Annotated in this window: 27 protein-coding genes; 22 read left to right on the top strand and 5 right to left on the bottom strand. The window is 65.3% G+C overall.

Annotated features, from left to right (window positions below):
- The first annotated feature begins 478 nt into the window (after positions 1-478).
- The 16 genes from MRBLWO14_RS00005 (at position 479) to ccsB (ending at position 15585) form a co-directional block, all read left to right on the top strand.
- Positions 479-1051, top strand: a complete 573-nt coding sequence (locus MRBLWO14_RS00005) for a DUF3515 family protein (RefSeq protein WP_341934461.1) — start codon at positions 479-481, stop codon at positions 1049-1051.
- Positions 1048-2949: a cytochrome c oxidase assembly protein gene (locus MRBLWO14_RS00010; protein WP_341934462.1), complete on the top strand. Its 1902-nt coding sequence runs from the start codon at positions 1048-1050 to the stop codon at positions 2947-2949. Before MRBLWO14_RS00005 ends, MRBLWO14_RS00010 begins: the two co-directional genes overlap by 4 nt.
- On the top strand, positions 2946-3605 hold the full coding sequence (locus tag MRBLWO14_RS00015) for a copper resistance CopC family protein (protein ID WP_341934463.1): 660 nt from the start codon (positions 2946-2948) through the stop codon (positions 3603-3605). The genes MRBLWO14_RS00010 and MRBLWO14_RS00015 overlap by 4 nt, the downstream gene beginning before the upstream one ends.
- A gap of 57 nt (positions 3606-3662) precedes the next feature.
- Complete coding sequence (locus MRBLWO14_RS00020) at positions 3663-4124, top strand: hypothetical protein (protein WP_341934464.1); 462 nt, start codon at positions 3663-3665, stop codon at positions 4122-4124.
- An 87-nt stretch (positions 4125-4211) separates the two neighbouring features.
- On the top strand, positions 4212-4877 hold the full coding sequence (locus MRBLWO14_RS00025; RefSeq protein WP_341934465.1) for a thioredoxin domain-containing protein: 666 nt from the start codon (positions 4212-4214) through the stop codon (positions 4875-4877).
- Positions 4874-5887 carry an NAD(P)-binding domain-containing protein gene (locus MRBLWO14_RS00030; protein ID WP_341934466.1) on the top strand — a complete coding sequence of 338 codons (1014 nt, stop codon included), beginning with the start codon at positions 4874-4876 and terminating at the stop codon, positions 5885-5887. The genes MRBLWO14_RS00025 and MRBLWO14_RS00030 overlap by 4 nt, the downstream gene beginning before the upstream one ends.
- A 279-nt stretch (positions 5888-6166) precedes the next feature.
- Positions 6167-6316, top strand: coding sequence for a hypothetical protein (locus MRBLWO14_RS00035; RefSeq protein ID WP_156149084.1), 150 nt, complete (start codon positions 6167-6169; stop codon positions 6314-6316).
- A gap of 2 nt (positions 6317-6318) precedes the next feature.
- Entirely contained in the window at positions 6319-6861 is a 543-nt protein-coding gene (locus MRBLWO14_RS00040; RefSeq protein ID WP_341936237.1) for a signal peptidase II, read from the top strand.
- Positions 6858-7193 carry a DUF6804 family protein gene (locus MRBLWO14_RS00045; protein ID WP_045262820.1) on the top strand — a complete coding sequence of 112 codons (336 nt, stop codon included), beginning with the start codon at positions 6858-6860 and terminating at the stop codon, positions 7191-7193. Before MRBLWO14_RS00040 ends, MRBLWO14_RS00045 begins: the two co-directional genes overlap by 4 nt.
- A 49-nt stretch (positions 7194-7242) precedes the next feature.
- Positions 7243-8181, top strand: a complete 939-nt coding sequence (locus tag MRBLWO14_RS00050; RefSeq protein WP_050721170.1) for a cytochrome c oxidase assembly protein — start codon at positions 7243-7245, stop codon at positions 8179-8181.
- Between the two features lie 3 nt (positions 8182-8184).
- Positions 8185-9807, top strand: coding sequence for an apolipoprotein N-acyltransferase (gene lnt / locus MRBLWO14_RS00055; protein WP_341934467.1), 1623 nt, complete (start codon positions 8185-8187; stop codon positions 9805-9807).
- A 337-nt stretch (positions 9808-10144) separates the two neighbouring features.
- Positions 10145-10825 carry a M23 family metallopeptidase gene (locus MRBLWO14_RS00060; RefSeq protein WP_341934468.1) on the top strand — a complete coding sequence of 227 codons (681 nt, stop codon included), beginning with the start codon at positions 10145-10147 and terminating at the stop codon, positions 10823-10825.
- A 636-nt stretch (positions 10826-11461) separates the two neighbouring features.
- Positions 11462-12127, top strand: coding sequence for a TlpA disulfide reductase family protein (locus MRBLWO14_RS00065; RefSeq protein ID WP_341934469.1), 666 nt, complete (start codon positions 11462-11464; stop codon positions 12125-12127).
- The gene (locus MRBLWO14_RS00070) at positions 12124-12879 is read left to right on the top strand and encodes a cytochrome c biogenesis CcdA family protein (protein ID WP_050721167.1); all 756 of its coding nucleotides are present in this window, start codon (positions 12124-12126) and stop codon (positions 12877-12879) included. Before MRBLWO14_RS00065 ends, MRBLWO14_RS00070 begins: the two co-directional genes overlap by 4 nt.
- Positions 12860-14581: a cytochrome c biogenesis protein ResB gene (locus MRBLWO14_RS00075; RefSeq protein ID WP_341934470.1), complete on the top strand. Its 1722-nt coding sequence runs from the start codon at positions 12860-12862 to the stop codon at positions 14579-14581. Before MRBLWO14_RS00070 ends, MRBLWO14_RS00075 begins: the two co-directional genes overlap by 20 nt.
- Positions 14578-15585: a c-type cytochrome biogenesis protein CcsB gene (ccsB, locus tag MRBLWO14_RS00080; protein ID WP_341934471.1), complete on the top strand. Its 1008-nt coding sequence runs from the start codon at positions 14578-14580 to the stop codon at positions 15583-15585. Before MRBLWO14_RS00075 ends, ccsB begins: the two co-directional genes overlap by 4 nt.
- A gap of 23 nt (positions 15586-15608) precedes the next feature.
- Here the strand turns inward: ccsB and MRBLWO14_RS00085 are convergent, their stop codons facing one another.
- Positions 15609-16967, bottom strand: coding sequence for a M23 family metallopeptidase (locus tag MRBLWO14_RS00085; RefSeq protein ID WP_341936238.1), 1359 nt, complete (start codon positions 16965-16967; stop codon positions 15609-15611).
- A 183-nt stretch (positions 16968-17150) separates the two neighbouring features.
- Between MRBLWO14_RS00085 and MRBLWO14_RS00090 the strand changes: the two genes are divergently transcribed.
- Positions 17151-17432: a metalloregulator ArsR/SmtB family transcription factor gene (locus MRBLWO14_RS00090; RefSeq protein ID WP_341936239.1), complete on the top strand. Its 282-nt coding sequence runs from the start codon at positions 17151-17153 to the stop codon at positions 17430-17432.
- Here the strand turns inward: MRBLWO14_RS00090 and MRBLWO14_RS00095 are convergent.
- Together MRBLWO14_RS00095 and MRBLWO14_RS00100 are read right to left on the bottom strand one after the other, a co-directional pair.
- Positions 17353-18447, bottom strand: coding sequence for a hypothetical protein (locus tag MRBLWO14_RS00095; RefSeq protein WP_341936251.1), 1095 nt, complete (start codon positions 18445-18447; stop codon positions 17353-17355). The genes MRBLWO14_RS00090 and MRBLWO14_RS00095 overlap by 80 nt on opposite strands.
- A gap of 68 nt (positions 18448-18515) precedes the next feature.
- Entirely contained in the window at positions 18516-18863 is a 348-nt protein-coding gene (locus MRBLWO14_RS00100; protein ID WP_341934472.1) for a metalloregulator ArsR/SmtB family transcription factor, read from the bottom strand.
- A gap of 80 nt (positions 18864-18943) precedes the next feature.
- Between MRBLWO14_RS00100 and MRBLWO14_RS00105 the strand changes: the two genes are divergently transcribed.
- Positions 18944-20260 carry an NAD(P)-binding domain-containing protein gene (locus MRBLWO14_RS00105; protein ID WP_341934473.1) on the top strand — a complete coding sequence of 439 codons (1317 nt, stop codon included), beginning with the start codon at positions 18944-18946 and terminating at the stop codon, positions 20258-20260.
- 1 nt (position 20261) lies between these two features.
- Here MRBLWO14_RS00105 and MRBLWO14_RS00110 read toward each other — a convergent pair whose 3' ends face one another.
- A complete protein-coding gene (locus MRBLWO14_RS00110) occupies positions 20262-20657 on the bottom strand; it encodes a low molecular weight phosphatase family protein (RefSeq protein ID WP_341934474.1) in 396 nt (131 codons plus the stop codon).
- Between the two features lie 13 nt (positions 20658-20670).
- Positions 20671-21345, bottom strand: coding sequence for an ArsR family transcriptional regulator (locus tag MRBLWO14_RS00115; RefSeq protein ID WP_341936240.1), 675 nt, complete (start codon positions 21343-21345; stop codon positions 20671-20673).
- 49 nt (positions 21346-21394) lie between these two features.
- Between MRBLWO14_RS00115 and MRBLWO14_RS00120 the strand changes: the two genes are divergently transcribed.
- The 4 genes from MRBLWO14_RS00120 (at position 21395) to MRBLWO14_RS00135 (ending at position 24269) form a co-directional block, all read left to right on the top strand.
- Entirely contained in the window at positions 21395-22129 is a 735-nt protein-coding gene (locus MRBLWO14_RS00120) for an MIP/aquaporin family protein (RefSeq protein WP_341934475.1), read from the top strand.
- A 13-nt stretch (positions 22130-22142) separates the two neighbouring features.
- On the top strand, positions 22143-23513 hold the full coding sequence (locus tag MRBLWO14_RS00125) for an FAD-dependent oxidoreductase (protein WP_341934476.1): 1371 nt from the start codon (positions 22143-22145) through the stop codon (positions 23511-23513).
- Positions 23514-23638: 125 nt separating this feature from the next.
- Entirely contained in the window at positions 23639-23920 is a 282-nt protein-coding gene (locus MRBLWO14_RS00130) for a metal-sensitive transcriptional regulator (RefSeq protein WP_341934477.1), read from the top strand.
- 28 nt (positions 23921-23948) lie between these two features.
- Positions 23949-24269 carry a cation transporter gene (locus MRBLWO14_RS00135; RefSeq protein ID WP_341934478.1) on the top strand — a complete coding sequence of 107 codons (321 nt, stop codon included), beginning with the start codon at positions 23949-23951 and terminating at the stop codon, positions 24267-24269.
- The last annotated feature ends 26 nt before the right edge of the window (positions 24270-24295 follow it).

Here is a 24295-nt window from a genome sequence, read left to right on the forward strand (position 1 = left end):
CGCTCAGCGCACGTCCCCCGCGGGCCGCTTGCGATGAGGGTGCTCTTCGGGATCATTATTGCTCTGCTTCTCACGCTCGGTATCGCGAGCACTGTCCACGCAGAGACTGCGACGTCGGCCACAGCGTCACCGGAAAGCTTCTCGTTGTCGAGTGAGCACGACGAACGAGATCAGTCCGCGGTGTCCTCTGCTGGATCATCTGATGTCGCCGCCGCTGTGTGCATAGTCGGTGCGCTTCTCGGCGTGCTGGTGTTCGCCCGACTCGCCCGCGCGCGACTCCGCACCCCGATGCGAGCCCCTTCACGAGACTCCGCGCACCGCGCATCGATTCCGCGCATTCAGGGACCACATCTGCTGCGCCCTGACCTCGCGCAGCTGCAGATCTCCCGAACCTGACTCTCCGGCTCAATCCCGCCTTCATCCGTGCCATCGCGCGGATGCGGATCGACGCACGTCGTCGACAGCTTGGAGAGATGACTTGGAGAACACGCCCCTCACCCCGACCCCCGCCGAGGTCTCAGTCAATCGGCGCGCCGTTTCGCGGAACCTAATCCTCGGAGCCGTCGCACTCATCGGCCTGCTCGCGACATTGTCGGGATGCGCGTCCACTGTCGCATTGAAACCTGCGACAAATGCGAACGACCCCGAATGCGCCGACGTGACGGTTCGGCTCCCCGCAGCCGTCGGAGAGTTCACCGGTCGCACGACCGATGCCCAAGCGACCGCCGCATGGGGAGACCCGACCATCGTCGTCTTTACCTGCGGGCTCGAGCCACCAGCACCGACGACGCTGCAGTGCGTGACCATCAACTCCGTCGATTGGATCGTCGACGAACAAGATTCCCCTTACCTGCGCTTGACGACCTACGGCCGAACGCCCGCAGCCCAGGCCTACGTCGATACGACGAAGCTCTCCGCGGATGCCGCGTTGCAAGCCCTCGCACCCGCGGTCCAGATACTGCCGAAGACGTCCGCCTGCTCCGCGCCGGACACAGCGTCATCGGACGACGAGGACGCGCCGACCACGGGCGGCTCCGGAGACCTCCCGTGAGCGCCAGCGGGCTCCGACTGGCCGGACCCGCCCTCCTGCTCACCTCAGCGCTGGTCGCGCTCCTCCTGGGATTGGTGATAGGTGGCGGGGCTGATCCACGGGTCACCAGCGACCCCGGCGCGGTCGTCCGGTGGGGACTGCCGGTCGCGAAGCTCATCGTCAACCTCGGGGCGGCGGTCATGGTGGGATCGGCCGTCCTTGCTGCGTACGCGCTCACACAGGGCGAGAAGGAGTTCGATACCGCCCTGGATGTCGCCTCCATCGGTGCCGCAGTGCTCACCATCGGCGCAGGAGTCACTGGTTATCTCACCTTCCTGTCATCGTTCAATCCTGAGGTGTCACTCGGCCCGGGATTCGGTCAGCAGTTCGGCAGATTCCTCCTCGAGACGGAGCTGGGCCGCGTCTGGCTCATCACAACAGTGATGGCCGCGATACTCACGGTGATCTCGTATGCGTTCCGGGGATGGGCGGCCGCGCTGTTGCTGACGTTCCTTTCGCTGGCGTCGCTGGTCCCGATGGCCACGCAAGGTCATTCCGGAAGCCTCGCCAATCATGATGCTGCGGTCATCTCGCTCGTGCTGCACATCACCAGCGCGGCGGTATGGCTCGGCGGTCTTCTCGCGCTGGTCTTCCTCAGGCCGTCTGCGCGCGAGCACCGTCTGCGGGCAATCGTCGAGCGATACTCGACCATCGCACTCGTCGCCTTCGTGGTCGTCTCCGTGTCCGGAGTCGCCCGCGCGATGACGTCTGTCAGCGGCTGGCGAGAACTTCTCAGCGCGTACGGAGCTGTGCTCTTGGTGAAGGTGGTGGCGCTCACGCTCCTCGGCGTCGTGGGTGTCGCGCACCGTCAGTGGTACATCCGCCGTGGGGTCGGAGAGCGGGCACCGTTCTGGACGTTCGTCACCGTCGAGTTCGCGGTCATGGGCATCGCGAGTGGTGCCGCAGCGGCGCTCGCCCGCACGCCCGCGCCGGCAGACACCTCAGCTCCGGCGCTGACGACACCGGCTGAGATCCTCACCGAAGCGCCGCTTCCGCCCGAGCTCACACTCGTCCGTTGGCTGAGTGGGAACGACGTGAATCTCCTGTGGGTGATGGTCGCCGGTTTCGGAGTCTTCTTCTATCTGATGGGTGTCCGTCGCCTGCGGCGTCGCGGCGAGGCGTGGAGCGGCCTGCGCACGTTCGCGTGGATCAGCGGGATGGTGCTGCTGGCTTGGGTGAACAGTGGGGCGGTCGCTGTCTACTCCGACTACCTCCACAGCGTCGACGCGGCGGGACGGATGCTCATGCTCCTCGTGGTTCCCTCCCTCCTCGTGTTTGGCGCGCCATATCGCCTGGCATTGGAGGGAATCACCAACCGCACCGATGGGAGCCGTGGAATCCGCGAGTGGCTGCGAGCAGGGGAGCGCTCGCGGATCGTCCTCTTCCTGCGCCACCCCATAGTCGCGATGTGCACGTTCGCTTTTATCGTGTGGGGCGTATCCGCCACTGGCCTCTTGCGCGATTCCCTCGCCGATCCCTTGGTGCATGAATTGCGCGTCGTCGCGCTGCTCGTAGCGGGAAGCTTGGTGACCGCTGCGATCCTCCGTCCTGCCGGCACATATCCCCGGCGGATGCGTGTGGTTGTCGTGTTCGGATCGGCTGCCGCGCTGGCGAGTGTAGGCAGTTGGGTGCTGCTTCAGAGCGGCCTGATTGCTGCGAGCTGGTTCGGGGCGATGGGTCGTCAATGGGGCCTGGAGCCGATGGCGGACCAACAAGCAGCCGGCATGGTGATCCTGCTCTCGGCGCCAATGCTGCTCCTCTTCGGCCTCAGCGTCGACTACATACTCAGCGGGCACTCCACTCGCTCACCACAGGAGGTCGACCGACCCCTCCACTCCACTCGAAAGGCCATCTCATGACATCCGTCTCCACCCGAATCCGCCGCGTGAGCGGTGCCGTATGCGCCGCCGCTGTCGCAATCGTGCTGCTGACCGCAACCCCAGCCTCCGCACATGACAATCTCACCGACGCTGTGCCATCGGCGGGCGAGACAGTCACCAACCTCGACACAGTCGCACTGACTTTCAGCGGGGAGCTCATCGACTTCAGCCAGACGAGCTTCGCCCAGGTGCAGGGCCCCGACGGGCTCTTCTACGAGTCGTCGTGCTCCACCATCGAACTCAACGTGCTCACCACCCCCGTCGCCCTCAGAGCGTCGGGCACCTACACGGTGCTCTGGAACGCTGTGTCCAGCGACGGGCACCCCATCTCCGAGTCATACCAGTTCGACTACGCAGCGGATCCGACGGCGACCGTCGCACTCGGTTGGGACGCACCGGCGTGCGGGAACGAAGGCACCCGTACTCAACCAGGAGCAGCGCTGACCAGTGCCCCGATGCCGACCGACGCCACCAACTCGGCGCCGCCCACACAAGATACCGACCGAGAGCCGCGCGCTGACGGGGCAGATGAGAGCGTCGTGGCCCTGGCCGTTGTCGGAGGCGTCGTCGTGCTGGGAGTTCTGGCGATGGCGACCGTGCTCGTGGTGCACCGTCGACGCAAGCGCGCGGAGTGACCGAATGATTACGGCTCATTCAAAGGAAGAAGTAGGAGCGACGATTACAATCGAATCGTGTTCCACTCGATCCGGGTCGCCTGCCACGGGCGGCCGGATCGCAGCCAGATGATAATGCGGCTCATTAGCATCATCGGGCTCACACTCCTCCTGATCTTCGCCGTCGGCGCAGCCGAGCACGGAAGTGCCGATGTCACCACGGGGTCGACCACGGCCAGCACGTCGCTCGACGCCAATGAATCAGGCACCGACGCAGCCGCTGCGGCACCCGCAGGCGTCGTGATGCAGCTCGCCACGGGCGCTGCACAAGTAGACCGGGTCACGGGCGTTGTGCTGTGCGTCCTCGGTCTTCTCTGCGGACTTGTCGCAGCGGTCATGCTCTATCGGCTGCTCTGGCGCAGGACAGCCGTGGTCGTGGAGACCCACGCGGCTCAGCCGCGAACGAGCGCCGCTCCGAATAGCATCCCCCTGAGGCGGACGTCGCTGACTCTGGCGACGCTCGGGATCTCCCGGACCTGACCCGTCGAGGCGTCGCGCCTCGCGCGTGCGCATCCCATCGAGCATCCGCTCGACCTTCGACCGTGTCGACAGTCTTTGGAGTACCTGATGAAACCCGCCGTCAAAGCCGGCCTCGCTGCCCTTGCCGTAACCATCGTCCTGATTATCGTCGCGGTAATCGTCGTCATCGTTAACCAGCAGAACACTGCGCCGCCAGAATCCGAGAACGGAAGCTCTACGGCGCAGGTGCTCCGCGAGAACTCACACGTTCTCGACGACGGGGGAGACGGGGCAGTCACCGTCGTTGAATTCCTCGACTTCGAATGCGAAGCGTGCGGAGCCTTCTACCCCGTGGTCGAAGACCTTCGCGAGCGCTACGACGGCGAGATCACCTATGTCATCCGCTATTTCCCGCTACCGGGTCACCTGAACTCCAGGAATGCCGCGTTCGCTGCCGAAGCGGCTGCGCAGCAGGGACGCCTTGAGGAGATGTACCGCAAGCTCTTCGAGACGCAGGCTCAATGGGGTGAAGCTCAGGAATCGCGGGCGAGCCTGTTCCGAGGCTTCGCTGAGGAGATCGGCCTGGACATGGCCGCTTACGATACCGCGATCTCTGACCCCGCGACGGTCGCACGAGTCGATCTCGACTACAACGACGGTCAGGCACTGGGAGTGAGCGGAACTCCGACGTTCTTCGTGAACGGCGATGCCATCACACTCGAGCGCTACGACGACCTCGAGAACGCGGTCCTCTCAGCGGGCAAGGGAACATGACACTCCTAGGCCTCTCTCATCGTCGAGTCATCATCGTCGGCTCCGGCCACGCCGGTCTCTCCGTCGCCGCCGAACTCTCGCGTTCGGGCCTGAAGCCGCAACGGGACTTCGCCGTCATCGACAGCAATCCTGACGGGCGTCGTTCGTGGGCGTTCCGCTGGTCGTCGATGACACTCCTGACGGAGGCAGGGCGGAGCACGGTCGCCGGGCGGCATCTCACAGGCGACCCCTATCGACGCCCGTCGCCGCGAGAGATCGAACAGCATCTTCTCGACGTCGAGGCCGCCCTAGGCCTCACGACGCTGTGGGGCATCAGAGCGACAGGCGTGGACCGTCTGGGGGACGGATCCACTCTGCTTCTGTCAACGAACGAAGGGCCGGTACAGACGCGCAACATCGTCTGCGCGACCGGGTCTGCGGCTCGACCTCGGATCCCGAGCTGGGCGGTAGACGCCGCGGTGCCGGGGATCATGGTTCATAGCGCCGACTATCGCGGACCGAGCCAGATTCCCAGCGGTGACGTGCTGGTCGTCGGAGCCGGCCACAGCGGCCAAGAGATCGCGCGCGAGCTCAGTCGTACGCACCGCGTCACGCTGTCGTCCCAGCCCTCGGCGGTCTCCGCAGCTCGACCGGCACGACGCGGCGTCGGGCGGCGTCGGGCACTAGCGCGAGGTGGGGCAGCGCTCTCACTGGATCCGGAATGGGAACAACTCGGCATCGAAGTGCTGCCTGCGGCCATTGCCGCAGATGGAGCGCACATCGTCTTCGACGATGGTCGTCGTATCGCTCCGCAGTCCATCATCTACGCGACCGGATACCTGCCCGCGGACGGCTGGCTTCCCCGTCCGGTACTCGATGCCACGTCCAGTCGCCGGAAGCGCGGGACTACGAGCGTCCCAGGTCTGTTCGTCGTCGGCATGCCGAGCCACGGTAGCCAGGATTCAGACACCTTCGACGGGGCACGCCGCGACGCGATCTCGATTGCACGCCACATCATGAAGCGCCCCTGAATACGTTCGTCCGAAATACACCGACCGAAACGAGGATCACACATGAGACATCCGATGGCCACGACGAAACATGCGTGGGGTGCCGTCGCGTGTGCGTTGCTGATCCTCGCGACGGTCCTGCTGGTTTCGCCTTCGGTTTCAGCGTCCGCAGTTGGGGACGTCGCACCAGTTACCGCGTCCCCCACTCCGGAACAGAGTTCAACGCCGTCGCCTTCGCCGTCGCCCGAAGAGACAGAGTCGGACAAGGACCGTCATCAAAGGCAGAACGGAGAGCGGCCGGTGGAACGAGACGATCTCGGGTTCCTCGGCATCCTGTTCGTCATCGGCATGGGGTTCGTTCTCGTAGCGGGCGCTGTCGGTGTCGCGTTCGCCGGGTGGAAGCGCCGCCGGCGCGACCGAGCAGCGGCCGACACGGAAGGAGGCGCGTGATCATGAGTGCGCGCGTGCCGAAGCTCGCCATTGCGTTCGCCGTCGCCGGTGCGACCGTCATCATCGACCAAGTGTCGAAGGCGGTCGCCTTGGCGCAACTGAGTACCACGGAGCGCATTCCGCTACTGGGAGACCTCTTCGGGCTGCAACTGGCGTTCAACCCGGGTGCCATCCTGTCGTTCGGTTCCAGCGCGACTCCGCTGCTGACCGCAGTCGGAATCGCAGCGACGGTCGTGCTCATCAGGAGCGCAATTCGATCCCGTACCACGTGGTGGGCGGTCGGTATCGGGTTCATTCTCGGGGGAGCCATCGGCAACGTCCTGGACCGTCTCTTCGCACCCCCTGCGTTCGGCCGCGGGTACGTCACCGACTTCCTCGCCTACTCGGACCTCTTCATCGGCAATCTGGCGGACGTGGCGCTGGGGGTCGGTGCCGTCGTGCTGGTCGTCGGGCTTCTTCGGCGCCGCCGTGGTCCAGACGACGACGTCGTCACGCCTCCCGCTTCGATGCCACAGGACATGAGCGAAGGATGGGGACGCTCATGACACAGAAGAAGCGGACCCCTTCCACTTATCAGCGGAACGCCCTTGCTCCGAGTCTGCTCGCAGCCGCGGTGCTGTTCCTCGCCCCCGTGCTGCTGGCGAGTGACTGGGCCTCGGTCATCCTCTACGTCACGTCGATCCTCGCGGTCATCGTCGGATGGTTCGCCGTGCAAGCGCGCCACTGGTGGTGGATCCCGGTGTTCATCGCCATCGCCGTCCTGTGGAATCCCGTCATGCCCTTCCCGTTCGCCGGACCGGTCTGGACCGGAATCCAGCCCGCGGCAGCAGTCGTCTTCCTGGTAGCGGGAAGCCTTATCAAGTTCCCCCGACCCTGATGTCGGCACTCATCGCTCAGCTCATCGACAGGCCGGAGGGGGCCCGTCGATGACTCCGTGGATCCCCGACGTCGCGCCCACCTTCCCTGACTACTTCGCCGTGGTTCCGGGGGCGCTTCCGGTGCTGCCGGTGGTCGCTGGGCTGCTTGCACTTCTCTACATGGTCGGGGCCGTTCGCATGTGGACGCACGGTCGACGCTGGTCCATCTGGCGTACGTTCAGCTTCCTCAGCGGCTGCGCGCTCCTGGCTGGGACGACCGGTCTCGCCGTGGAGAATTACGGCTACGCGTTGATGTCGGTGTTCATGTTCCAGCAGCTCACTCTGATGATGGCGATTCCGCCGCTACTCATCCTGGGATCTCCGGGCACGTTGCTGCTCCGCGCCACCCCGCACGTAGGGCTGGGGCGTACGGCACTCGCCGTCGCCCACGCGGGGCTGCGCAGCAGACTCGCGCGCTGGGCTCTGAGCCCATGGGCGGCGCTCCCTCTCTATCTGGCCGCGTTCTACGGCCTGTACCTCGCGGGGTTCGCAGACTCCCTCCTGAGCTCGACCGCGGGACACATCGCCCTCGAGGTGGCGTTCCTCGGCGCGGGCATCATCTTCACAATCCCCATCCTGAGCTCCGACCCGCTACCCGTTCGCCTCAGTCACGGCGGCCGCGCCCTCGATGTGTTCGCCGAAGCCGCGCTGCACGCCTTCTTCGGAGTGTTCCTCATGATGGCCACCACCATGCTCATCACCCACTTCGTCGCGCCCACGCAGGCCATGGGACTCGACCCCATCGAAGACCAGCGGCTCGCCGGCGGACTCGCCTGGTCGTACGGCGAGGCCCCCACGCTCCTGATGCTGATCTACGTCATGCACCGATGGTTCCGAGAGGACACCGCACGATCCCAGGCACAGGACCGGTACGTAGACATCCACGGATCATCCGAGCTGGATGAGTACAACGCTTACCTCCAGAAACTCCGCGAGCGGGACGCCTGAGCAATGTCGACGAGACTCCTCACTGCGCCGACGTCTGAGGCCCGAACGACGAACAGTGATCTCACACGACCACTCGTCGGTGTATGGGTCGCCGTTTCGCTGTCGGCGGTCGGCGGACTCGCCATGGACCTCGCGACTCCCGAGGTCAGTTGGTGGCCCCTCGCGTTCGTCAGCGTCATCCTCACCTTGGTTGCGACCGTCGGACGTAGCGTCGGCGGAGCGCTGCTCGTCGGTCTCGCGTTCGGTGTCACCTTCTACGCGCTTCACCTCGATTGGGTTGGTCAGTTCCTCGGGCCGTTGCCACGCATCGCGTTGTCGGGGCTGCAGGCTCTCTTGTTCGGGCTCGGTGCGGTTCCCATAGCGCTGGCATACCGATGGACGAGCCGCTTCCGCGGCCGTCGCGTCTGGCAGATCGTCGCCGTACCCGCGCTGGTCGGCGGGTTGTGGGTTGCCCGCGAGATCGTGCTCGGATCGTGGCCGTACGGCGGGTTCCCCTGGGTGCGACTCGGGATGACCCAGGTCGAGAGCCCGTTCCCGGAAGCTACATCGTGGATCGGTGTGACCGGGCTCTCGCTCACCATCGCGGTCATCGCTGCGAGCATCGTGCAGTGGCTTCGTATCGGGTTGCGCGCAGTGTCCGTTCTGACGCCCGCTGTCGTCCTGATTTTCGGACTCAGTGTGACACCGCAATATGCGACGACAGGCGCGGGCACATTCGCGGTTGGGTGGGTCCAAGGCAACGGTCCCTCAGGCTACTTCGACGGTAGAGCCTCGGGTGACCTGCTCAAAGCACAGGTCGCGGCATCGGAACCGATTCTCGACCGGAACATGGACGTGCTCGTCTGGCCCGAAGGATCGGCGGAGTTCGACCCGTTCCGCAACCGACAGGCCGCCTCTGAACTGAATCGGATCGTGTCCCGGACGGGGGCGCCGCTTCTGGCGAACGCGGCGACGGCACGAGGCGATGAGACGTTCAACACCTCCTTCCTGTGGACGGCAAACCCCGGCAGCTCTCAAGTCCACGACAAGGTCAATCCCGTCCCATTCGGCGAGTACGTCCCCGACCGATGGTTGTACGAGCGCCTTGCCCCCGACCTCGTCGGGCTGATCCAGCGCGAGTACACTGCCGGCACGAACCCACCCGTCGTGACCGTCGGCGAGACCGACATCGGTCTCGCGATCTGCTTCGACGTGATCTTCGACGACGTGATCCGTGCCGCTGCTGAGCAAGATGTGAAGCTCTACATCTTCCAAACCAACAACGCGGACTTCCGCGGCTCCGACGAGAACCTTCAGCAACTGGCCTTTGCCCGGATGCGTGCCATCCAGACCGGTAAGAGCGTGGTGAACGTTTCCACTGTGGGCACCAGTCAAGTCATAGCCCCGGACGGCGCGATCCTCGACACAGCAGGCGTCGACACGGTCGCTGCCGCAATCACGGATGTGCCGCTCCGCTCAGGCATCGCACCAGGCATCCTCGCGGAGAAGTGGCTCGCGTTGAGCGCGCCATTGCTCGCGTTCGGAAGCCTCGCAACACTTGCCCTCATCGTTCGACGTGCATCGTCGTACGGCCCAGACTCGACCCCCGAACCCGAATCCGGAGGCCCGAACCGTGACCACACATGACCCTCTCGAGCCGAACATTCGACCGGAGCCGCTTCTCACGCGGTCGGAGCTTCGACGCCGAGAGACCGCGCCGACAGCCCCGACTCCGCCAGTCACCCGCTCCGAACTTCGGCGCAGGCGCGAGGCCCTGTCCCATCCGCCGATTCCACCAATCAGCGCATCCGACCATCGACCTCGTGACGAGGGCATTCCGAGCCGAGAGCACGACGTGCGGACTCCGGCGAAGACGGTGAACACGACTCCATCCACCACCCCCACGGAGCAGGACGCTCGACGCGTTGCAAAGCCTGCTCCTGCGAGGTCCATCGGGCGGCGAATCGGGAGAACGCTCATCGTGGTGGGCACATTGACCGTCGCTTCCTCGTTTATGGTCGGCATGACGATCCCGGCCGAGACCGTCGCGGCGACCAGGACGGATACCACGGCGCGGTTCGCGCCTTCCGAGAGCGACCGATCCGCCGCCGATAGTGACATTCAGGCGTTTGTCGTGCCGGAGGATGCTGCGGCGGAGGACCTTGGTCGGTCGAGCGGCTTCAGCGTGACGTCCGTCCCGCAGCTCGCGGCGGCAGCAGGAATCCGTTACTTCAGTGGATCCCTGCTGCTCGACCCCGATGCTGAGGTGCAATGGCCGTTCCCGGTCAGCGTGCCCACGTCGTCGAGTTTCGGGCCCAGGTGGGGACGAATGCATGAAGGCGCCGACTTCACACCAGGTGAGGGAGCTCAGATCCGCGCCGTGGCCGGCGGGACGGTCCGCATCGCGACCGAGAACGGAGGGGCGTTCGGGGTCACGGTCTACATTGAGAGCAAGATCGACGGGCAGACGGTATTCAGCCGCTACGCGCACATGTTGCGCGGCTCCCTCGGAGTTCGCGAGGGGGAGACAGTCTCCGTCGGTGCGGTCGTCGGACGAGTCGGTAACACCGGACGCAGTTTTGGTGCGCACCTGCACCTTGAACTGTCGACAGAAGACGGAACTGTCGATCCTGTCGCTTGGTTGCGGGAGAAAACCGGTGGATGAGCTGCGGCCCGTCCCGCTCGATGACCTAGACCTGAGAGGACGGGCGAAAAACACCCGTCGAGGGCGAACACCGGCGACGTCGCCGTTTGCCGTCGGTGTGATTGTCGTGGTCATGGCGTCACTGTTGCTCGTGTTGGGTGTCGCCTGCGCTCCGTATCGGGCGACACCTGATGCATCGACGGCCGTCGGCGTCGACGATCCCTCGGCGCTCGGTGCTCGAAACGCTGCGCCGGACGCGCCCTCAGTTGCGGTGGGGGAGCCCTCTGCATCGAGCATCGGCATGGGCCCCGTTGCGTGCGCTCTCGGACTGTTCTGCGGAGTACTTCTCCTGCTCCTCAGCACTCTGCGTCGGCCGATGCCTCTAATGAACCCGGGACGTATCAGGTCTCACCTCATACGTCGACTCCTTCCGAGAATCGTGATGAGGGCCACCGCCCCCTCTCTGACGAAACTCCGCGTGTCGCGGACCTGAACTTCCTCGATTCACGCCGTCCTGCTCTCGTCACTCGGGAGCGAGACGTGACGTCGCCCCCGGGACCCGCTCCTCGTCGAGCACTGACGTCCGGGGAGCGAGGCGTGAGCCCGATTACCTGCGGCTCTGCCCTGCCAACGAGATTCAGATCCGAAGAGGAACCCATGCTCAGCGAGCCCGTCCCCCGACCACCCGCCACCCGCGTCCCCACCGCGCAGGACCACGGCCGGCGACGACGTATTCGTCACGCCGTTCTCGCCTCCATACCCGTCCTTCTCCTGCTCGCAGGGTGCGCGTCCAACGACTCCCTCTCCCAGCAATTTAGGGATGGCAACGAGAAAGGCTTCATCGCAGGAGACTTCCAAGTTGTCGAGATCCCGCAAGACGAGCGCGGAGAGCCGGTGACATTCGAAGGGGTCACGGAGACCGAAGAGCAAGTCGCGAGTGACGACTACCGCGGCGACGTCCTCGTCGTGAACTTCTGGTACGCCGCATGCGGCCCCTGCATCGTCGAGGCGCCATACCTCGAACAGGTGTGGCAGGACTATCGCGAGGACGGCGTGGCATTCCTTGGCGTGAACACCTACGACCAACCCGCCACCGCGCTCTCGTTCGCCAAAGACAACGGCGTCACGTATCCGAGCGTGATAGACGTCAACGACGGCAAGGTCAAGCTGGCCTTCGCTCAGGTGACGCCGATCCAAGCCACGCCGACCACCCTGGTCATCGACCGCTCCGGCAGAGTCGCCGCCCGCGTCATCGGCCAACTCGACAGCGCCTCAATCCTCGCGACGCTCGTCGAGGACGTTCTCGAGGAGAGCGTCCCATGAGCCCTGGAACGCTTATCGTCGACGGAGTTCTGTGGATCGCCATCCCCGTGGCGATCCTCGCCGGGCTCGTCTCCTTCGTTTCACCGTGCGTCCTCCCTTTGGTGCCCGGGTACCTGGGGTATCTCGGTGGAACTGTGCGGCCAGAACAGGGCAAGAGCGGAAGCCAAGAGTCGCACCGCGGTCGACTGATGCTGGGGGTGACGCTGTTCATCGCAGGCTTCACGACCGTCTTCGTCGCCGTGACCATCCTCGGGGGTGCGTTCGGCTTCGTGCTGCTGCAGTACGCGAACATTCTCACCAGGGTGTTCGGCGTTGTCATCATCGTGATGGGCTTCGTCTTCATCGGACTCTTCGGCGTCGCGCAGCGAACAATGCGCCCACGGATCGGCAGTCGTGCAGGTCTGGTTGGCGCCCCGCTGCTGGGGTTCGCACTCGGAGTGGGATGGACGCCCTGCATCGGCCCGACACTCGCCGCAATCATCTCGATGTCATGGAACTTGGGTGACCCCGCTCGGGCCGGCCTGCTCGGGCTGGCGTACTCGCTCGGCCTCGGTATCCCCTTCATTGTCCTCGCCGCCGGGTGGGGATGGGCGTCCTCCTCGCTCGCCTTCCTCCGGCGCCATGTCCGCACGCTCAACCTCATCGGCGGAGCGATGCTCGTCGCTCTCGGGATCCTGATGGTCTCCGGCCTCTGGACCGCTCTCATGTCCCAACTTCAGCAGGTGATTATCAATGTCCCGCTCCCTCTCTGACCCCGACACCAAGGGCGATCCGCTTCGGCCAGCCGACCACACCGATACCGGCGCAACATCTGAGGTGACGAGCCCGGCGCTTAGCGTGACCGGGTGGCTGCGATGGGGGTGGACACAACTGACGAGCATGCGCACCGCCTTGTTGCTGCTTCTGCTCCTCGCTGTCGCAGCGATCCCCGGTTCACTGTTCCCGCAGCGCAGCGCAGACCCCAACGGCGTGGTGCAATGGCGAAGGAACAACCCAGAAGCGTTCCCACTCGCGGACGGCCTTGGACTGTTCGACGTCTACATCTCACCGTGGTTCTCCGCCATCCATCTCCTGCTGTTCGTCTCGCTCATCGGGTGTGTGATCCCGCGTGCGAAGCACCACTATGTCGCGCTGCGGTCACGACCTCCTCGCACTCCGTCCCGACTGTCGAGGTTGCCCGCTCATCGCGAGAGGATCATCGCTGGGAAGGGCGGCGATGCTGAGGGGGCTGTCTCGGCGGCGTCCGACATGCTGCGCAGATCTGGTTACCGTGTCGAGCGTTACGACCAGGGAGGCACCTACTCGGTATCGGCAGAGCGCGGCTACCTCCGTGAGACTGGCAACCTCGTCTTCCATGTCGCGCTCGTCGGGGTGCTCCTCTCGGTCGCAGTAGGCGGATCCTTCGCGTACACCGGACAACGAGTCGTGGTGGAGGGGACGACGTTCGTGAATGCCTTGAGCGATTACTCTTCCTTCAACCCGGGACGATTCGTCGACGGCGCGGGACTTGTTCCGTACTCGCTCACGCTCGACGACTTCCGCGTCGCCTATCGACTGCCGGGCACACCGGGCGCGGGACAGGCAGAGAACTTCGATGCGCAGATCACGGTCCGCCAGCCGGGCGAGCAGGACAGTGAGCGCAGCGTTCGAGTGAACTACCCGACCACGATTGCGAATGACCGGATCTACCTCCTGGGGAACGGGTACGCCCCGACGCTGACCGTGAGGAACGGCGACGGCGACGTCGTGTTCAGTGAGTCGCAGCCGTTCCTGCCGCAGGACTCGAACATGACCTCCCTGGGCATCATCAAAATCCCGGACGGGCTACCGAAGCAAGTCGGGCTCGTCGGGTTCTTCTACCCCACGCAGGGCACTCTCCCGTCAGGTGCATTCACGTCCATCTACCCCGACGTCGTCGATCCCGTGCTCACCTTCAACGTCTTCAGCGGGGACCTCGGCATCGACGACGGCACGCCGCGCTCCGTCTACACGCTCGACGTGAGCGGACTCGACCAGGAGACGGGCGGCGACAGTGGCACTGACTCGTTGGAACTCCGACCCGGTGACACGGCTGACCTCCCGAATGGCTGGGGGTCCGTCACATGGGAGATCGCGGAGGAACAGCAACCAGTGAAGCGATTCGCCTCGCTGCAGATCCAACAAGATCCGAGCAGTGGGGGAGTGCTCCTCTTCTCGGTGATCGCCATGGTGGGTCTCTTCGCAGGCCTGTTCGTACCCCGGCGTCGCGTGTGGGTGAAAGCCCGCGACGGGATCGACGGCATGCACATCGAGTACGCCGGTCTCGCGCGCGGCGACGACCCCACGCTGCAACGAGCGGTCGACGATCTCGCGCATCGTCACTCGACTTCGCTCGGCGCGGAGCCTGTGAAGCCCGCACCGGCCACTTCTGACAACGACCAGCAGCACGACACGACCGAAAGGAACCCGTCATGAATCAGCTCAGCCTCGACGGCATCTCCCTCCTCCTCGTCTGGACCGCGATTGCCACCTACCTCCTCGCGTTCACCGCGTACACCATCGACCTCGCGCAGCGCAGCGCCGCACCGGTTGCCGTTCCCGTGCGAAGATTGGCGACCGTCGGCGGGCGTGGGCTGGCATCCTCGTCCGAAGAGGTCGCCGAGGATGTTCCCGGCGCCGACACTGCCCTACAGCGGCCACCCCGACGCTTGTGGGCGCGAATCGGAACCTCGCTCACGGTTCTGGCGTTCCTCTTCCAGCTGGGAGGAACTCTCGGCAGAGGCATTGCTGCCGAGCGGGTCCCGTGGGCCAACATGTACGAGTTCGCGCTCACCGGGACGCTCCTCATCGTCGCCGTGTACCTCGTGGTGCTGCGGCTGTACGATCTTCGATTCTTGGGCGCGTTCCTGCTCGGAATGACCGTTCTGCTTCTCGGAGGTGCGACCCTCGGCTTCTATGTCGAGGTTGTGCCGCTGATGGATCCGCTGAAGAGCGTGTGGCTGGTGATCCACGTGTTCGTGGCTTCGCTCGCCACAGCTCTGTTCGCCCTCGCCTGCGGCGTGTCAATCACACAACTGATGCAGGGCAGGCGCGAGCGTCTCCTCAGTGCCGCTCCAGACACGCGACAGCGGAAGCGCGGTCCTCGCTTCCTTCGCACGATCCCGTCCGCGGACGCGCTGGAGACCCTGGCGTATCGCTTCACTATCGTCGGCTTCATGTTCTGGAGCTTCACCCTCATCGCGGGAGCGATCTGGGCGAACGACTCGTGGGGTCGCTACTGGGGATTCGACGTCAAGGAGGTGTGGACCTTCGTGATCTGGGTCCTTTACGCGGGGTACATCCACGCGCGCGCCACCCGGGGGTGGCGTGGTTCCCGGTCCGCGTGGCTGTCGATTGTTGGGTTCGCAGCAGTGCTGTTCAACTTCACCGTCGTGAACATCTACTTCCCCGGGCTCCATTCCTACTCCGGGCTGACGTGATTCGGTGGGGCCGCGGCGCTATCTCACACGTAGACGCCGCGGTCCTCCATGAAACGCACCGGGTTGGTGTAGCCACCGTTGAGGTACACCTCGAAGTGCAGATGGCACCCGAAGGATCGCCCGGTGTTGCCCGCGTATGCGATGATCTGTCCCGACTCGACCCACTGCCCGCGACGAACGGCGATTCCGCCCGGCTTGATGTGTGCGTAGCCAGAGCTCACGCCGCCACCGTGCTGAATGCGAACGTAGTTGCCGTAGTTCCCGTTGGCGCCGGCGTAGTCGACTGTCCCCGAGTTCGCGGCGTAGATCGCTGCGCCGCATCCGTTCGCCAGGTCTGCGCCGTAGTGGTAACTCGATGAGCAGCCCTGGGGTCCGCAGATCGGGGTTCGAGGCCCGTAGCTCGAACTGCGTGCGCCACCGTGCGGTCGAACCCACCCTCCGCTGCCGGCCTGGCCCCCTCCGCCCCCGTTGCCGCCGCTGTTGGCGGCGGCTTCGGCGGCTTCTCTTTCCCGACGAGCCTTCTCCTCTGCGGCGCGCGCTGCGACGCCGGCCTGATAACCGGCAACCGTCTGCGCGGTCGTATCCTGAAGCGCCGCGAGTTGTGCCTTCAGCGTCTCGAGGTAGGTGGTCTGCTCGTCGAGCGCAGCCTGTGCGGCGTCTGCGGCTTCCAGCGCCGCTGTCATCTTCTGCTCCGCGACCTGCTGAAGTCGGTCGCGCTCGTCTCGAGCGACGACCGCCTGATCTGTGAGCGACTGCGCCGCGTTCTTCGACGAGATCGCTTCGTCGTAGAGCGCGCGGTTGTGCTGCATGAACTTGTCGAGCGTTCCCAATCGGGACAACAGCTCATCTGATTCGGCTGCAGAGCCTGCGAAGAACAGCTGCAGCGTGGTGTCGTCGCCACCGTTGCGATAGAGCTGCGCCGCCAGCTGTCCGGCTTTCCTCGACGCCTCCTCGGCGATGAGGGTCTGTTCGTCGGCTTGCGCCTGCAGGTCGTCTGCGACCCGGATTGCCTCGAAGTACTGCTGCTGCGCTGCGTAGAACTCGTCGGATGCGAGCAGGGCCGCGGCCTCGGTGTCAGCGACCTTCTGCGTCAGCGACTGAATGAGGCCTTGAATGCGTTGAACTTCGACACCTTTCGCTGCCTCGTTGCCCTTGGCGCGCTGAACGTCGTCCCACGACGGGTACGTGGCGGCATGCGCGGTAGAAACGCCGGATCCGACCCCGAACGCTGCGAGCGCCACCACGCTCAAGGCGCCGAGCTCGAAGACGCCGCGGCGATTAATCGGGCGCTTCCACAGTCGATCTCTCTCGGCGGGTGTCGGGGCACAGCCGCAGTCATCAGCAGTCGACGCGGAAGCGAGATCAGCGGCTGTCGGGCGCATCGGACTCACGCGTTTGGCTCCTCATCGCTCGGATATCGCCTTCAAGTTACATCACGAATGCGTGATGTGTTGTCACCTCGGAGTGAGTGTTGCCGTCGTAGACTCACTACGGTGACGCGAGACATGCACTTCGATGCGGCGACGATCTTGCCGTCGAGCGCAGCCGTTCGACTGGCGGAAGTCATGCATGGCCTCTCCTCACCGGTGCGGCTGAGAATACTCACCGCGCTGCGACAATCGTCGCTGACCGTCACCCAGCTCTGCGAAGCTGTGGGAGCTGGTCAGACAGCCGTGTCGAACCACTTACGGCTGATGCGTGAGCTCGGCCTCGTGTCAGGAAATCGCGACGGGCGCAACGTCCGCTACGACTTGTACGACGACCACGTCATGGCTCTGCTTGATGGCGTGCTTGGCCACGTGGCGTACCTCCCGACCGGTGTCGAGACCAGTCCACGCGAAAAGTAGCCGGCTTTCTCTCTGGTTGGGGCTGTGCCGTCGCGAGCGACGACAGCTCCAGGCCTATGAGCTCTTGCGCGAACTCGCCGAGAGCACCTAGCGCGAGCGCGACCTCCGAGCTTGAAGGAGGGACGTCGCCATGCACGAGACGACTTCGGACGTCGTACGCATAGCTGAAGAAATCACGCGCCGTTCGATCCAAGAAGGTGCGCGGGTTCAAACGGTCTGCGAGTCGGGCGCTCGCGGATCCGATGCTCTCTTGGTTTAGCGATCCGATCCGACTCTCCAACGACTTCTTGCTGGCAGGTGACAGCGTCTGATCGGCGCGGACTACGGCGGCAAGTCGGCGAAGAGCGATTCGTTCCTCACCAGAAACCTTCTCGGGGACGACCATGGCTTCGGTGGCGGACGTGAGCATGAGAAGGCGGGCGTCATCCGTGGGCATTCGCCAACTGGCCACATATAGGTCGAATGCCAGAGAACCGTGCAGTGAGGCGGTCGCGCAGCGCATCGCGCGCTGGAACGTCGCGCCCACCGCCTGCGCGGGAGTATGAGCGCGAACTGTTGCGCTCAGTCGAGGCACGACGATGTCCTCCGATGTCAGATGCACCATGACCCCCGGGCGAAAGCGGGCAGCGCGAACTCCTGTCGGGAGAGCCTCATTGAGGTCGCGCAGCGCGGTCTCGGACATCCCACCGGATACTTCGCGGGACAAGAAGTCGAAGTAGATCCCTGTGCGTAAAGAAGTGAGCCGCAGCGCCGGAAGAAGTCCATTGGCCCGTTGCTCCGCTATTTCAGCGGTCGGGTAGCCGGATCCGCAAAACGCCACTCTCTCGGCGTCCGCGAGCGGCCCATTCGACTGGAGCCAGATGCTCTCGCTGTTCGACTCTGATAGCGAGAGTCGACTCTCGACAGTGTCCGGATTGCTGTTACCTACATGCAGCGGTACACGGAACGAGTACATGGAGCGAGCGTACCCACTGATGTCGTCGGTCGTGCCTTTCGCCTGCTGCAGATGGATCACTGGCGCTAGCGTGATGAATCGGGCGTTGACTCGGCCGTGGGCGTTCGGCGGGCCACCCGATGGTCAGATCATGACTGCAGCGCTCGGGCGGCACTCTCGAGTGCATCTGGCGCAACCCGGTAGTAGGCCCAGCGCCCGCGCTGTTCCCGGGTGGCGAGTCCCGCGTCGACAAGCAGGCGCATGTGGTGAGAGACGGTGGGCTGTGAGAGACCTACGGGCTCGGTGAGGTCGCAGATGCAGGCCTCCCCGCCTTCCGACGCGGCGATGAGCGACAGCAGACGGAGACGCGTGGGATCCCCGAGTGCCTTGAAGGTTGCTGAGATGCGCTCCGCCTCGGCGACGTCGAGAACGCCGCCGGTCACGCGCGAGCAGCACGCGTCCGCGTCGGTCGCGAGGAGCGGCAGCTGCGTCGTCATACTCCGAGTTTGCCACACGTATTGACATCTGTCGATGTATCGACAAGTCTCGATACGTTAGAAAGAGAGAGGAGCTCGTGATGGATGGGTCGTTGCCCGTTGTTGTTATCGGTGCCGGACCGCAGGGTCTGGCGTCCGCCGCCCATCTCGTGGAACGCGGCGAGGAGGTCGTGATCCTCGAAGCCGGCGAGGGGGTTGCTTCGGCGGTTGCCGAGTGGGGTCATGTGCGACTCTTTTCCGAGTGGGGTGAGCTCGTCGATGCTGCATCCGCTCGTCTCCTCGAGCCGACTGGCTGGGAGGCGCCGCAGTCCGGGTACCCGACGGGAAGCCAGTGGATCGCGGCCTACTTGAAGCCGCTCGCTGACCTTCTGGGCGACCGCGTTCGCTACGGAGCTCGAGTGGTGGGTGTCTCTCGGCGCGGTCGCGACCGCCTGGTCGATGCAGACCGGGGACAGCAGCCGTTCACTGTGCACATCGATTCGGCAGACGGTGAGTATCGCCTGCAGGCGCGCGCGGTCATCGACGCCTCGGGAACCTGGGGCCTTCCGAACCCTGCGGGTGCTGACGGCTTGCCTGCTCTCGGAGAGCGCGCCGCCTCTGGCGCGCTGACCTACCGGATCCCGGACTTCCGCAACACCGCTGAGTTCGCCGGCAAGCACACCGTCGTCATCGGCTCGGGGCACTCGGCCATAACGGCCGTCCTCGCTTTGGCGCGCATGGCGCGTCGCGACCCCGCAACTACGGTCACCTGGGCGCTCCGACGGGCGACCACGGCAAACACCTTCGGCGGTGGCGACGCGGATGAACTGCCGGCGCGTGGCGCGCTGGGGATCAGGGCGAAGGAACTGGTCGATGCGGGTCTCGTCGACCTGGTCACCGGTTTCCGGGTTGACAGCATCTCTACCGACGCGGATCGTGCCGCCATTGTCGCGGAGGATGGGCGGACACTCACCGCAGACCGTGTCGTGGTGCTGACCGGATTCCGTCCGGACCTCTCGTTCCTGTCAGAGCTGCGCCTCGAGCTGGACTCGACGTTGCAGGCCCCGCCGCGGATCGCGGCCGAGGTTGATCCGAACATTCACTCCTGCGGTTCGGTCGCCGCGACCGGGGCCGCAGACCTTGCGCACCCCGAGCCGGGGTTCTACCTGGTCGGGGCGAAGTCCTATGGGCGTGCACCGACGTTCCTTGCGCTCACCGGTTACGAGCAGGTCCGGAGCGTTGTCGCCGAGCTCGTAGGTGACCATGAAGCTGCTCGTCGGGTCGAGCTGGTGCTGCCGGATACGGGCGTCTGCGGAGGGGCTGGTCTGTTCGATGCATCGGGTGCGTCGCTCGGTGGGGCGTGCTGTGCGCCGCCCGCTCAGGTGGTGCAGATCGGGCGAGCCCCGGCGTCCGTCTGACTCAGCGCGCGAGCAGAGTCACGCTGATCTTCGCGGACACCGCTTCGCGCAAGGGCCGGACGGCTTCCACATCCCACGCCTCGGGGTTGGGGAACTCCCACTGGAGAACCTCACCTCGGGGCGTGCCAGGCAGCTGCAGCCCGGGCTTCATCAGCACGACCACATCCGCAGTCTGAAGGTCACCGAAGGTGACCGAACGAGGGACCCGGTCGGTGATGTCCAGTCCCAGCTCCGCGACGGTTGCGGCGACAGCGGAGTTCACGGTCTCCGCAGGCGCGAGGCCCGCAGATGTCGCGGTGAACCGGTCACCGGCGAGGTGCTCGAGAAGTGCGGCGCCGAGCTGAGAGCGACCGGCGTTGTGCTGGCAGACGAACAGGACAGTGGGTGCGGTGGGCATCAGATGATCTCTCTCAACGTGTCAGGGTCAGGCGTGGTGCAAGCTCGCTGACGCGACGCTCGAGCTCGTCGTAAGCGGTATCGAACGCGGCGTCGTCGCCGACTCGCACCGGGTCAGGGATGGACCAGTGCAGGTGACCGCGAGGACTCAGCACCTCGTGCGCGCTGTCGCACACCGTCACGATGAAGTCCGCGTCCGTCGCGACGTCATCGAGATGGCGGGGCATCTCGTCGGTCAGAGTCAGGTCGTGACGCTGTGCAGCGCCGCGCGCACCCGGGGCGACCTGCTCCGCCGGCTGCGTTCCGCCCGACGCGGCTGGAATGGCACTGTGCTGCGCCCACAGAGCCGCGGCCAGTTGCGAGCGCGCGGAGTTCGCGGTGCACACGAACAACACGCGGGACGCCTCATCGACAGGCGACGGCACGAGCCCCTCGAGAGCGCTCGGCGTCAGGTGGAGATAGCTGCGTCGCCTATCCGCTTCCGAGCGGGACCGGCCGACCATGCCGACGGATTCGAGCGTTGCAAGGTGATGCGAGACGAGATTCGACGGCATGTCCAGGGACACGGCGATCTCTTTCGGGGAGAGATCACCCAGAGTCAGCAGGTCGACGATGCGCAGTCGTGACGGGTCACCAAGCGCCGCGTGCTTGGCTGCCCGCACCTGAAGGAGACTTCGTTCACTGTTCATTGACTCAATATTGACTGAACTATCCTCCATGCGTCAAGATGGGCCAGCCATGCACGAAACCACACCCACCCGCCCAGTCCTCAGTCGCCGGCTGCTCGCCGAGTTCCTGGGCACCGGCCTGCTCGTCACGACCGTCGTCGGATCCGGCATTGCCGCCCAGCGCCTCTCTCCCGAGGACACGGGCCTGCAGCTCCTCGAGAACAGCCTGGCCACCACGCTGGGACTAGCGGTGTTCATCCTGATGTTCGGCCCGGTGTCCGGGGCCCACTTCAACCCGGTCGTCACACTCGCCGACTTCGTGCTCGGACGCCGCCACGGCGATGGCATCGCGCCCCGAGATGTCGCTCCCTACCTCGCGGCGCAGATCACCGGCGGAATCGGGGGAACCATGCTCGCGAGCATCATGTTCGACGTCGCGCCGGCGTTCTCTGCGAACAACCGGGCCACTGCCGGTCACCTCATCGGGGAAGTCGTTGCCACCGCAGGGCTCGTCATCCTCATCTTCGCCCTCGCGCGGACCACCACCCCGCCGGTCATCGCCGCCGCTGTCGGCGCGTACATCGGCGCAGCGTACTGGTTCACCAGCTCCACCTCGTTCGCCAACCCCGCTGTCACCATCGCCCGACTCTTCACCGACACGTTCGCCGGCATTGCTCCCGTTGCCGTGCTGCCCTTCATCGGAGCCCAGCTCGTCGGCGGCGCCCTCGGGCTCGCCCTCGTCTCCTACCTCTACCCACGAGTGGCCCGGGTCGCCGGCGACGTCGTCATCCCCGCTCACTCCTGAAAGGCCCACCACAATGCACCTCGTAGCCATCGGCGGAAGCGACGCCGGCATCTCCACCGCCCTCCGCGCCCGTGAACTGGATCCATCCGTCGACGTCACCGTCGTCGTCGCCGACGCCTTCCCCAACTTCTCCATCTGCGGGATCCCGTACTACTTCTCCCGCGAAGTCCAGCCCTGGCAGTCGCTCGCGCACCGCACACACGCCGACCTCGAAGCCACCGGCATGAACCTCCGCCTGAACACCCTCGCCACCGACATCGACGTCGCCGGACACCGACTCCACGTGCGCGACGAACACGGCACCGAATCGACCATCGCCTACGACGCGCTGATGGTCGGAACAGGCGCATCGCCGTCAACCGCAGGCATCACGGGACTCGACCAGCTCGGACCCGACGACGGTGTCCACCTCCTGCACTCCATGGGGGACACCTTCGCGCTCGAGCAGTACCTCGACAGTCACGATCCGGAGACCGCCATCATCGTCGGCGCTGGCTACGTCGGCCTCGAGATGGCCGAAGCCCTCACCATCCGAGGCCTGCACGTGACCCAGCTCCAACGCGGCCCGGAAGTCCTCTCCACCGTCGACCCCGAACTCGGCGCCCTCGTCCACGACGAACTCACCCGCCACGGGGTCGACGTCATCACCAACACTCGAATCGAAGCCATCAGTCGCGACGACCATGGCATCGTCGTCACAGGAGCCCATGCCGGTGAGGCGTTCAGCCGCACGGCCGACGTTGTGCTCGTCGTGGTCGGCGTGCGCCCCAACACCAGCCTCCTCACCGCCGCGGGTGCCACGACCGGCCCCGGTGGCGCCGTCTCGGTCGATGAACAGATGCGCACCGGACTCCCGAACGTCTGGGCTGCCGGCGACGGCGTCGTCACCCACCACCGGCTCCTCGGGACGACGTACCTCCCGCTCGGCACTACAGCGCACAAGCAAGGCCGCGTCGCCGGAGAGAACGCCATCGGCGGCAACGCCCGCTTCGCCGGCAGCCTCGGCACCCAGGTGGTCAAGATCTTTGACCTCGTCGCCGCACGCACCGGCCTCCGCGACCACGAGGCTCTCGCCGCCGGCTTCACGCCGGTCTCCGTCACTGCCACACCCGACGACCACAAGGCGTACTACCCGGGCGCAACCCCCATCAACATCCGCATCACCGGCGACGAAGACGGCCGCCTTCTCGGCGCACAGCTGGTCGGCCAGCGCACTGCAGAGATCGCCAAGCGCGTCGACACTTACGCCACCGCGCTGTATCACGAGATGACCGTCGCCCAGATCAGCGACCTCGACCTCTCCTACACGCCACCGCTCGGATCCCCGTGGGACGCCGTGCAGATGGCCGCTCAGTCGTGGGAGCGCCAGAACCAACCTGCCTGAGCAGACAGCTCCCGATGGAGGTAGCTGTTGGCGGCGAGGTGTTCTGCACGCCAAGCTGCATCTAACCGGGGCGCCGAATAACCCGATGCTGCCCCTAATATACCCCCAGGGGGTATAGTAGGGGCATGAACGGATATGCGTACGACAAGTCCGCGTTGCAACAGCGCCTGCGGCGGGTGGAGGGTCAGGTGCGCGGAATCGCGCGGATGGTCGACGAGGACCAGTACTGCATCGACATCCTCACGCAGGTGTCCGCCGCGACGAAGGCCCTGGAAACCGTAGCCCTGTCGTTGCTCGGAGATCACCTCAGGCACTGCGTCGCAGAAGCCAGCGCCGAAGGCGGCCAGGTGGCCGTCGAGAAGATCCGTGAAGCCAACGAAGCGATTGCCCGTCTCGTCCGTTCCTGACCCCCACCCATCGACCCTGGAGCTCATCATGACTGACCGAATCGAACTCAGCCTGAAGGACGCCACCGCCGGATGCGCCTGCTGTGCCGCACCCGGAAACCAGAACACCGACCTGCCTGCGGCATCCGCGGTTACGCAGGAGATCCTGGTGGACGGCATGACCTGCTCGCACTGCGTCTCCAGTGTCACCGAAGAGCTGACTGCCATCGAGGGCGTCGACAGCATCACGGTCGCCCTAAACGCGGGTGGAACGTCGCGCGTGACCATCAACAGCCGCACCGACATCGACGACGACGCCATCACGGCCGCGGTCGAAGAAGCGGGCTACGCCCTTTCGACCCCAAACTGAGCCCGCACACCCTCACATATTCGTCA

The organism is Microbacterium sp. LWO14-1.2 (genome assembly GCF_038397715.1).
Taxonomy (GTDB): Bacteria; Actinomycetota; Actinomycetes; order Actinomycetales; family Microbacteriaceae; genus Microbacterium.

Bases quoted from the DNA above. Each gene is read 5' to 3' on its own strand.
- MRBLWO14_RS00015 (WP_341934463.1), top strand. From the start codon at position 2,946: ATGACATCCGTCTCCACCCGAATCCGCCGCGTGAGCGGTGCCGTATGC.
- MRBLWO14_RS00025 (WP_341934465.1), top strand. From the start codon at position 4,212: ATGAAACCCGCCGTCAAAGCCGGCCTCGCTGCCCTTGCCGTAACCATC.
- MRBLWO14_RS00030 (WP_341934466.1), top strand. From the start codon at position 4,874: ATGACACTCCTAGGCCTCTCTCATCGTCGAGTCATCATCGTCGGCTCC.
- MRBLWO14_RS00040 (WP_341936237.1), top strand. From the start codon at position 6,319: ATGAGTGCGCGCGTGCCGAAGCTCGCCATTGCGTTCGCCGTCGCCGGT.
- MRBLWO14_RS00045 (WP_045262820.1), top strand. From the start codon at position 6,858: ATGACACAGAAGAAGCGGACCCCTTCCACTTATCAGCGGAACGCCCTT.
- MRBLWO14_RS00050 (WP_050721170.1), top strand. From the start codon at position 7,243: ATGACTCCGTGGATCCCCGACGTCGCGCCCACCTTCCCTGACTACTTC.
- lnt (WP_341934467.1), top strand. From the start codon at position 8,185: ATGTCGACGAGACTCCTCACTGCGCCGACGTCTGAGGCCCGAACGACG.
- MRBLWO14_RS00065 (WP_341934469.1), top strand. From the start codon at position 11,462: ATGCTCAGCGAGCCCGTCCCCCGACCACCCGCCACCCGCGTCCCCACC.
- MRBLWO14_RS00070 (WP_050721167.1), top strand. From the start codon at position 12,124: ATGAGCCCTGGAACGCTTATCGTCGACGGAGTTCTGTGGATCGCCATC.
- MRBLWO14_RS00075 (WP_341934470.1), top strand. From the start codon at position 12,860: ATGTCCCGCTCCCTCTCTGACCCCGACACCAAGGGCGATCCGCTTCGG.
- ccsB (WP_341934471.1), top strand. From the start codon at position 14,578: ATGAATCAGCTCAGCCTCGACGGCATCTCCCTCCTCCTCGTCTGGACC.
- MRBLWO14_RS00085 (WP_341936238.1), bottom strand. From the start codon at position 16,967: ATGCGCCCGACAGCCGCTGATCTCGCTTCCGCGTCGACTGCTGATGAC.
- MRBLWO14_RS00090 (WP_341936239.1), top strand. From the start codon at position 17,151: ATGCATGGCCTCTCCTCACCGGTGCGGCTGAGAATACTCACCGCGCTG.
- MRBLWO14_RS00100 (WP_341934472.1), bottom strand. From the start codon at position 18,863: ATGACGACGCAGCTGCCGCTCCTCGCGACCGACGCGGACGCGTGCTGC.
- MRBLWO14_RS00105 (WP_341934473.1), top strand. From the start codon at position 18,944: ATGGATGGGTCGTTGCCCGTTGTTGTTATCGGTGCCGGACCGCAGGGT.
- MRBLWO14_RS00110 (WP_341934474.1), bottom strand. From the start codon at position 20,657: ATGCCCACCGCACCCACTGTCCTGTTCGTCTGCCAGCACAACGCCGGT.
- MRBLWO14_RS00115 (WP_341936240.1), bottom strand. From the start codon at position 21,345: ATGAACAGTGAACGAAGTCTCCTTCAGGTGCGGGCAGCCAAGCACGCG.
- MRBLWO14_RS00120 (WP_341934475.1), top strand. From the start codon at position 21,395: ATGCACGAAACCACACCCACCCGCCCAGTCCTCAGTCGCCGGCTGCTC.
- MRBLWO14_RS00125 (WP_341934476.1), top strand. From the start codon at position 22,143: ATGCACCTCGTAGCCATCGGCGGAAGCGACGCCGGCATCTCCACCGCC.
- MRBLWO14_RS00130 (WP_341934477.1), top strand. From the start codon at position 23,639: ATGAACGGATATGCGTACGACAAGTCCGCGTTGCAACAGCGCCTGCGG.
- MRBLWO14_RS00135 (WP_341934478.1), top strand. From the start codon at position 23,949: ATGACTGACCGAATCGAACTCAGCCTGAAGGACGCCACCGCCGGATGC.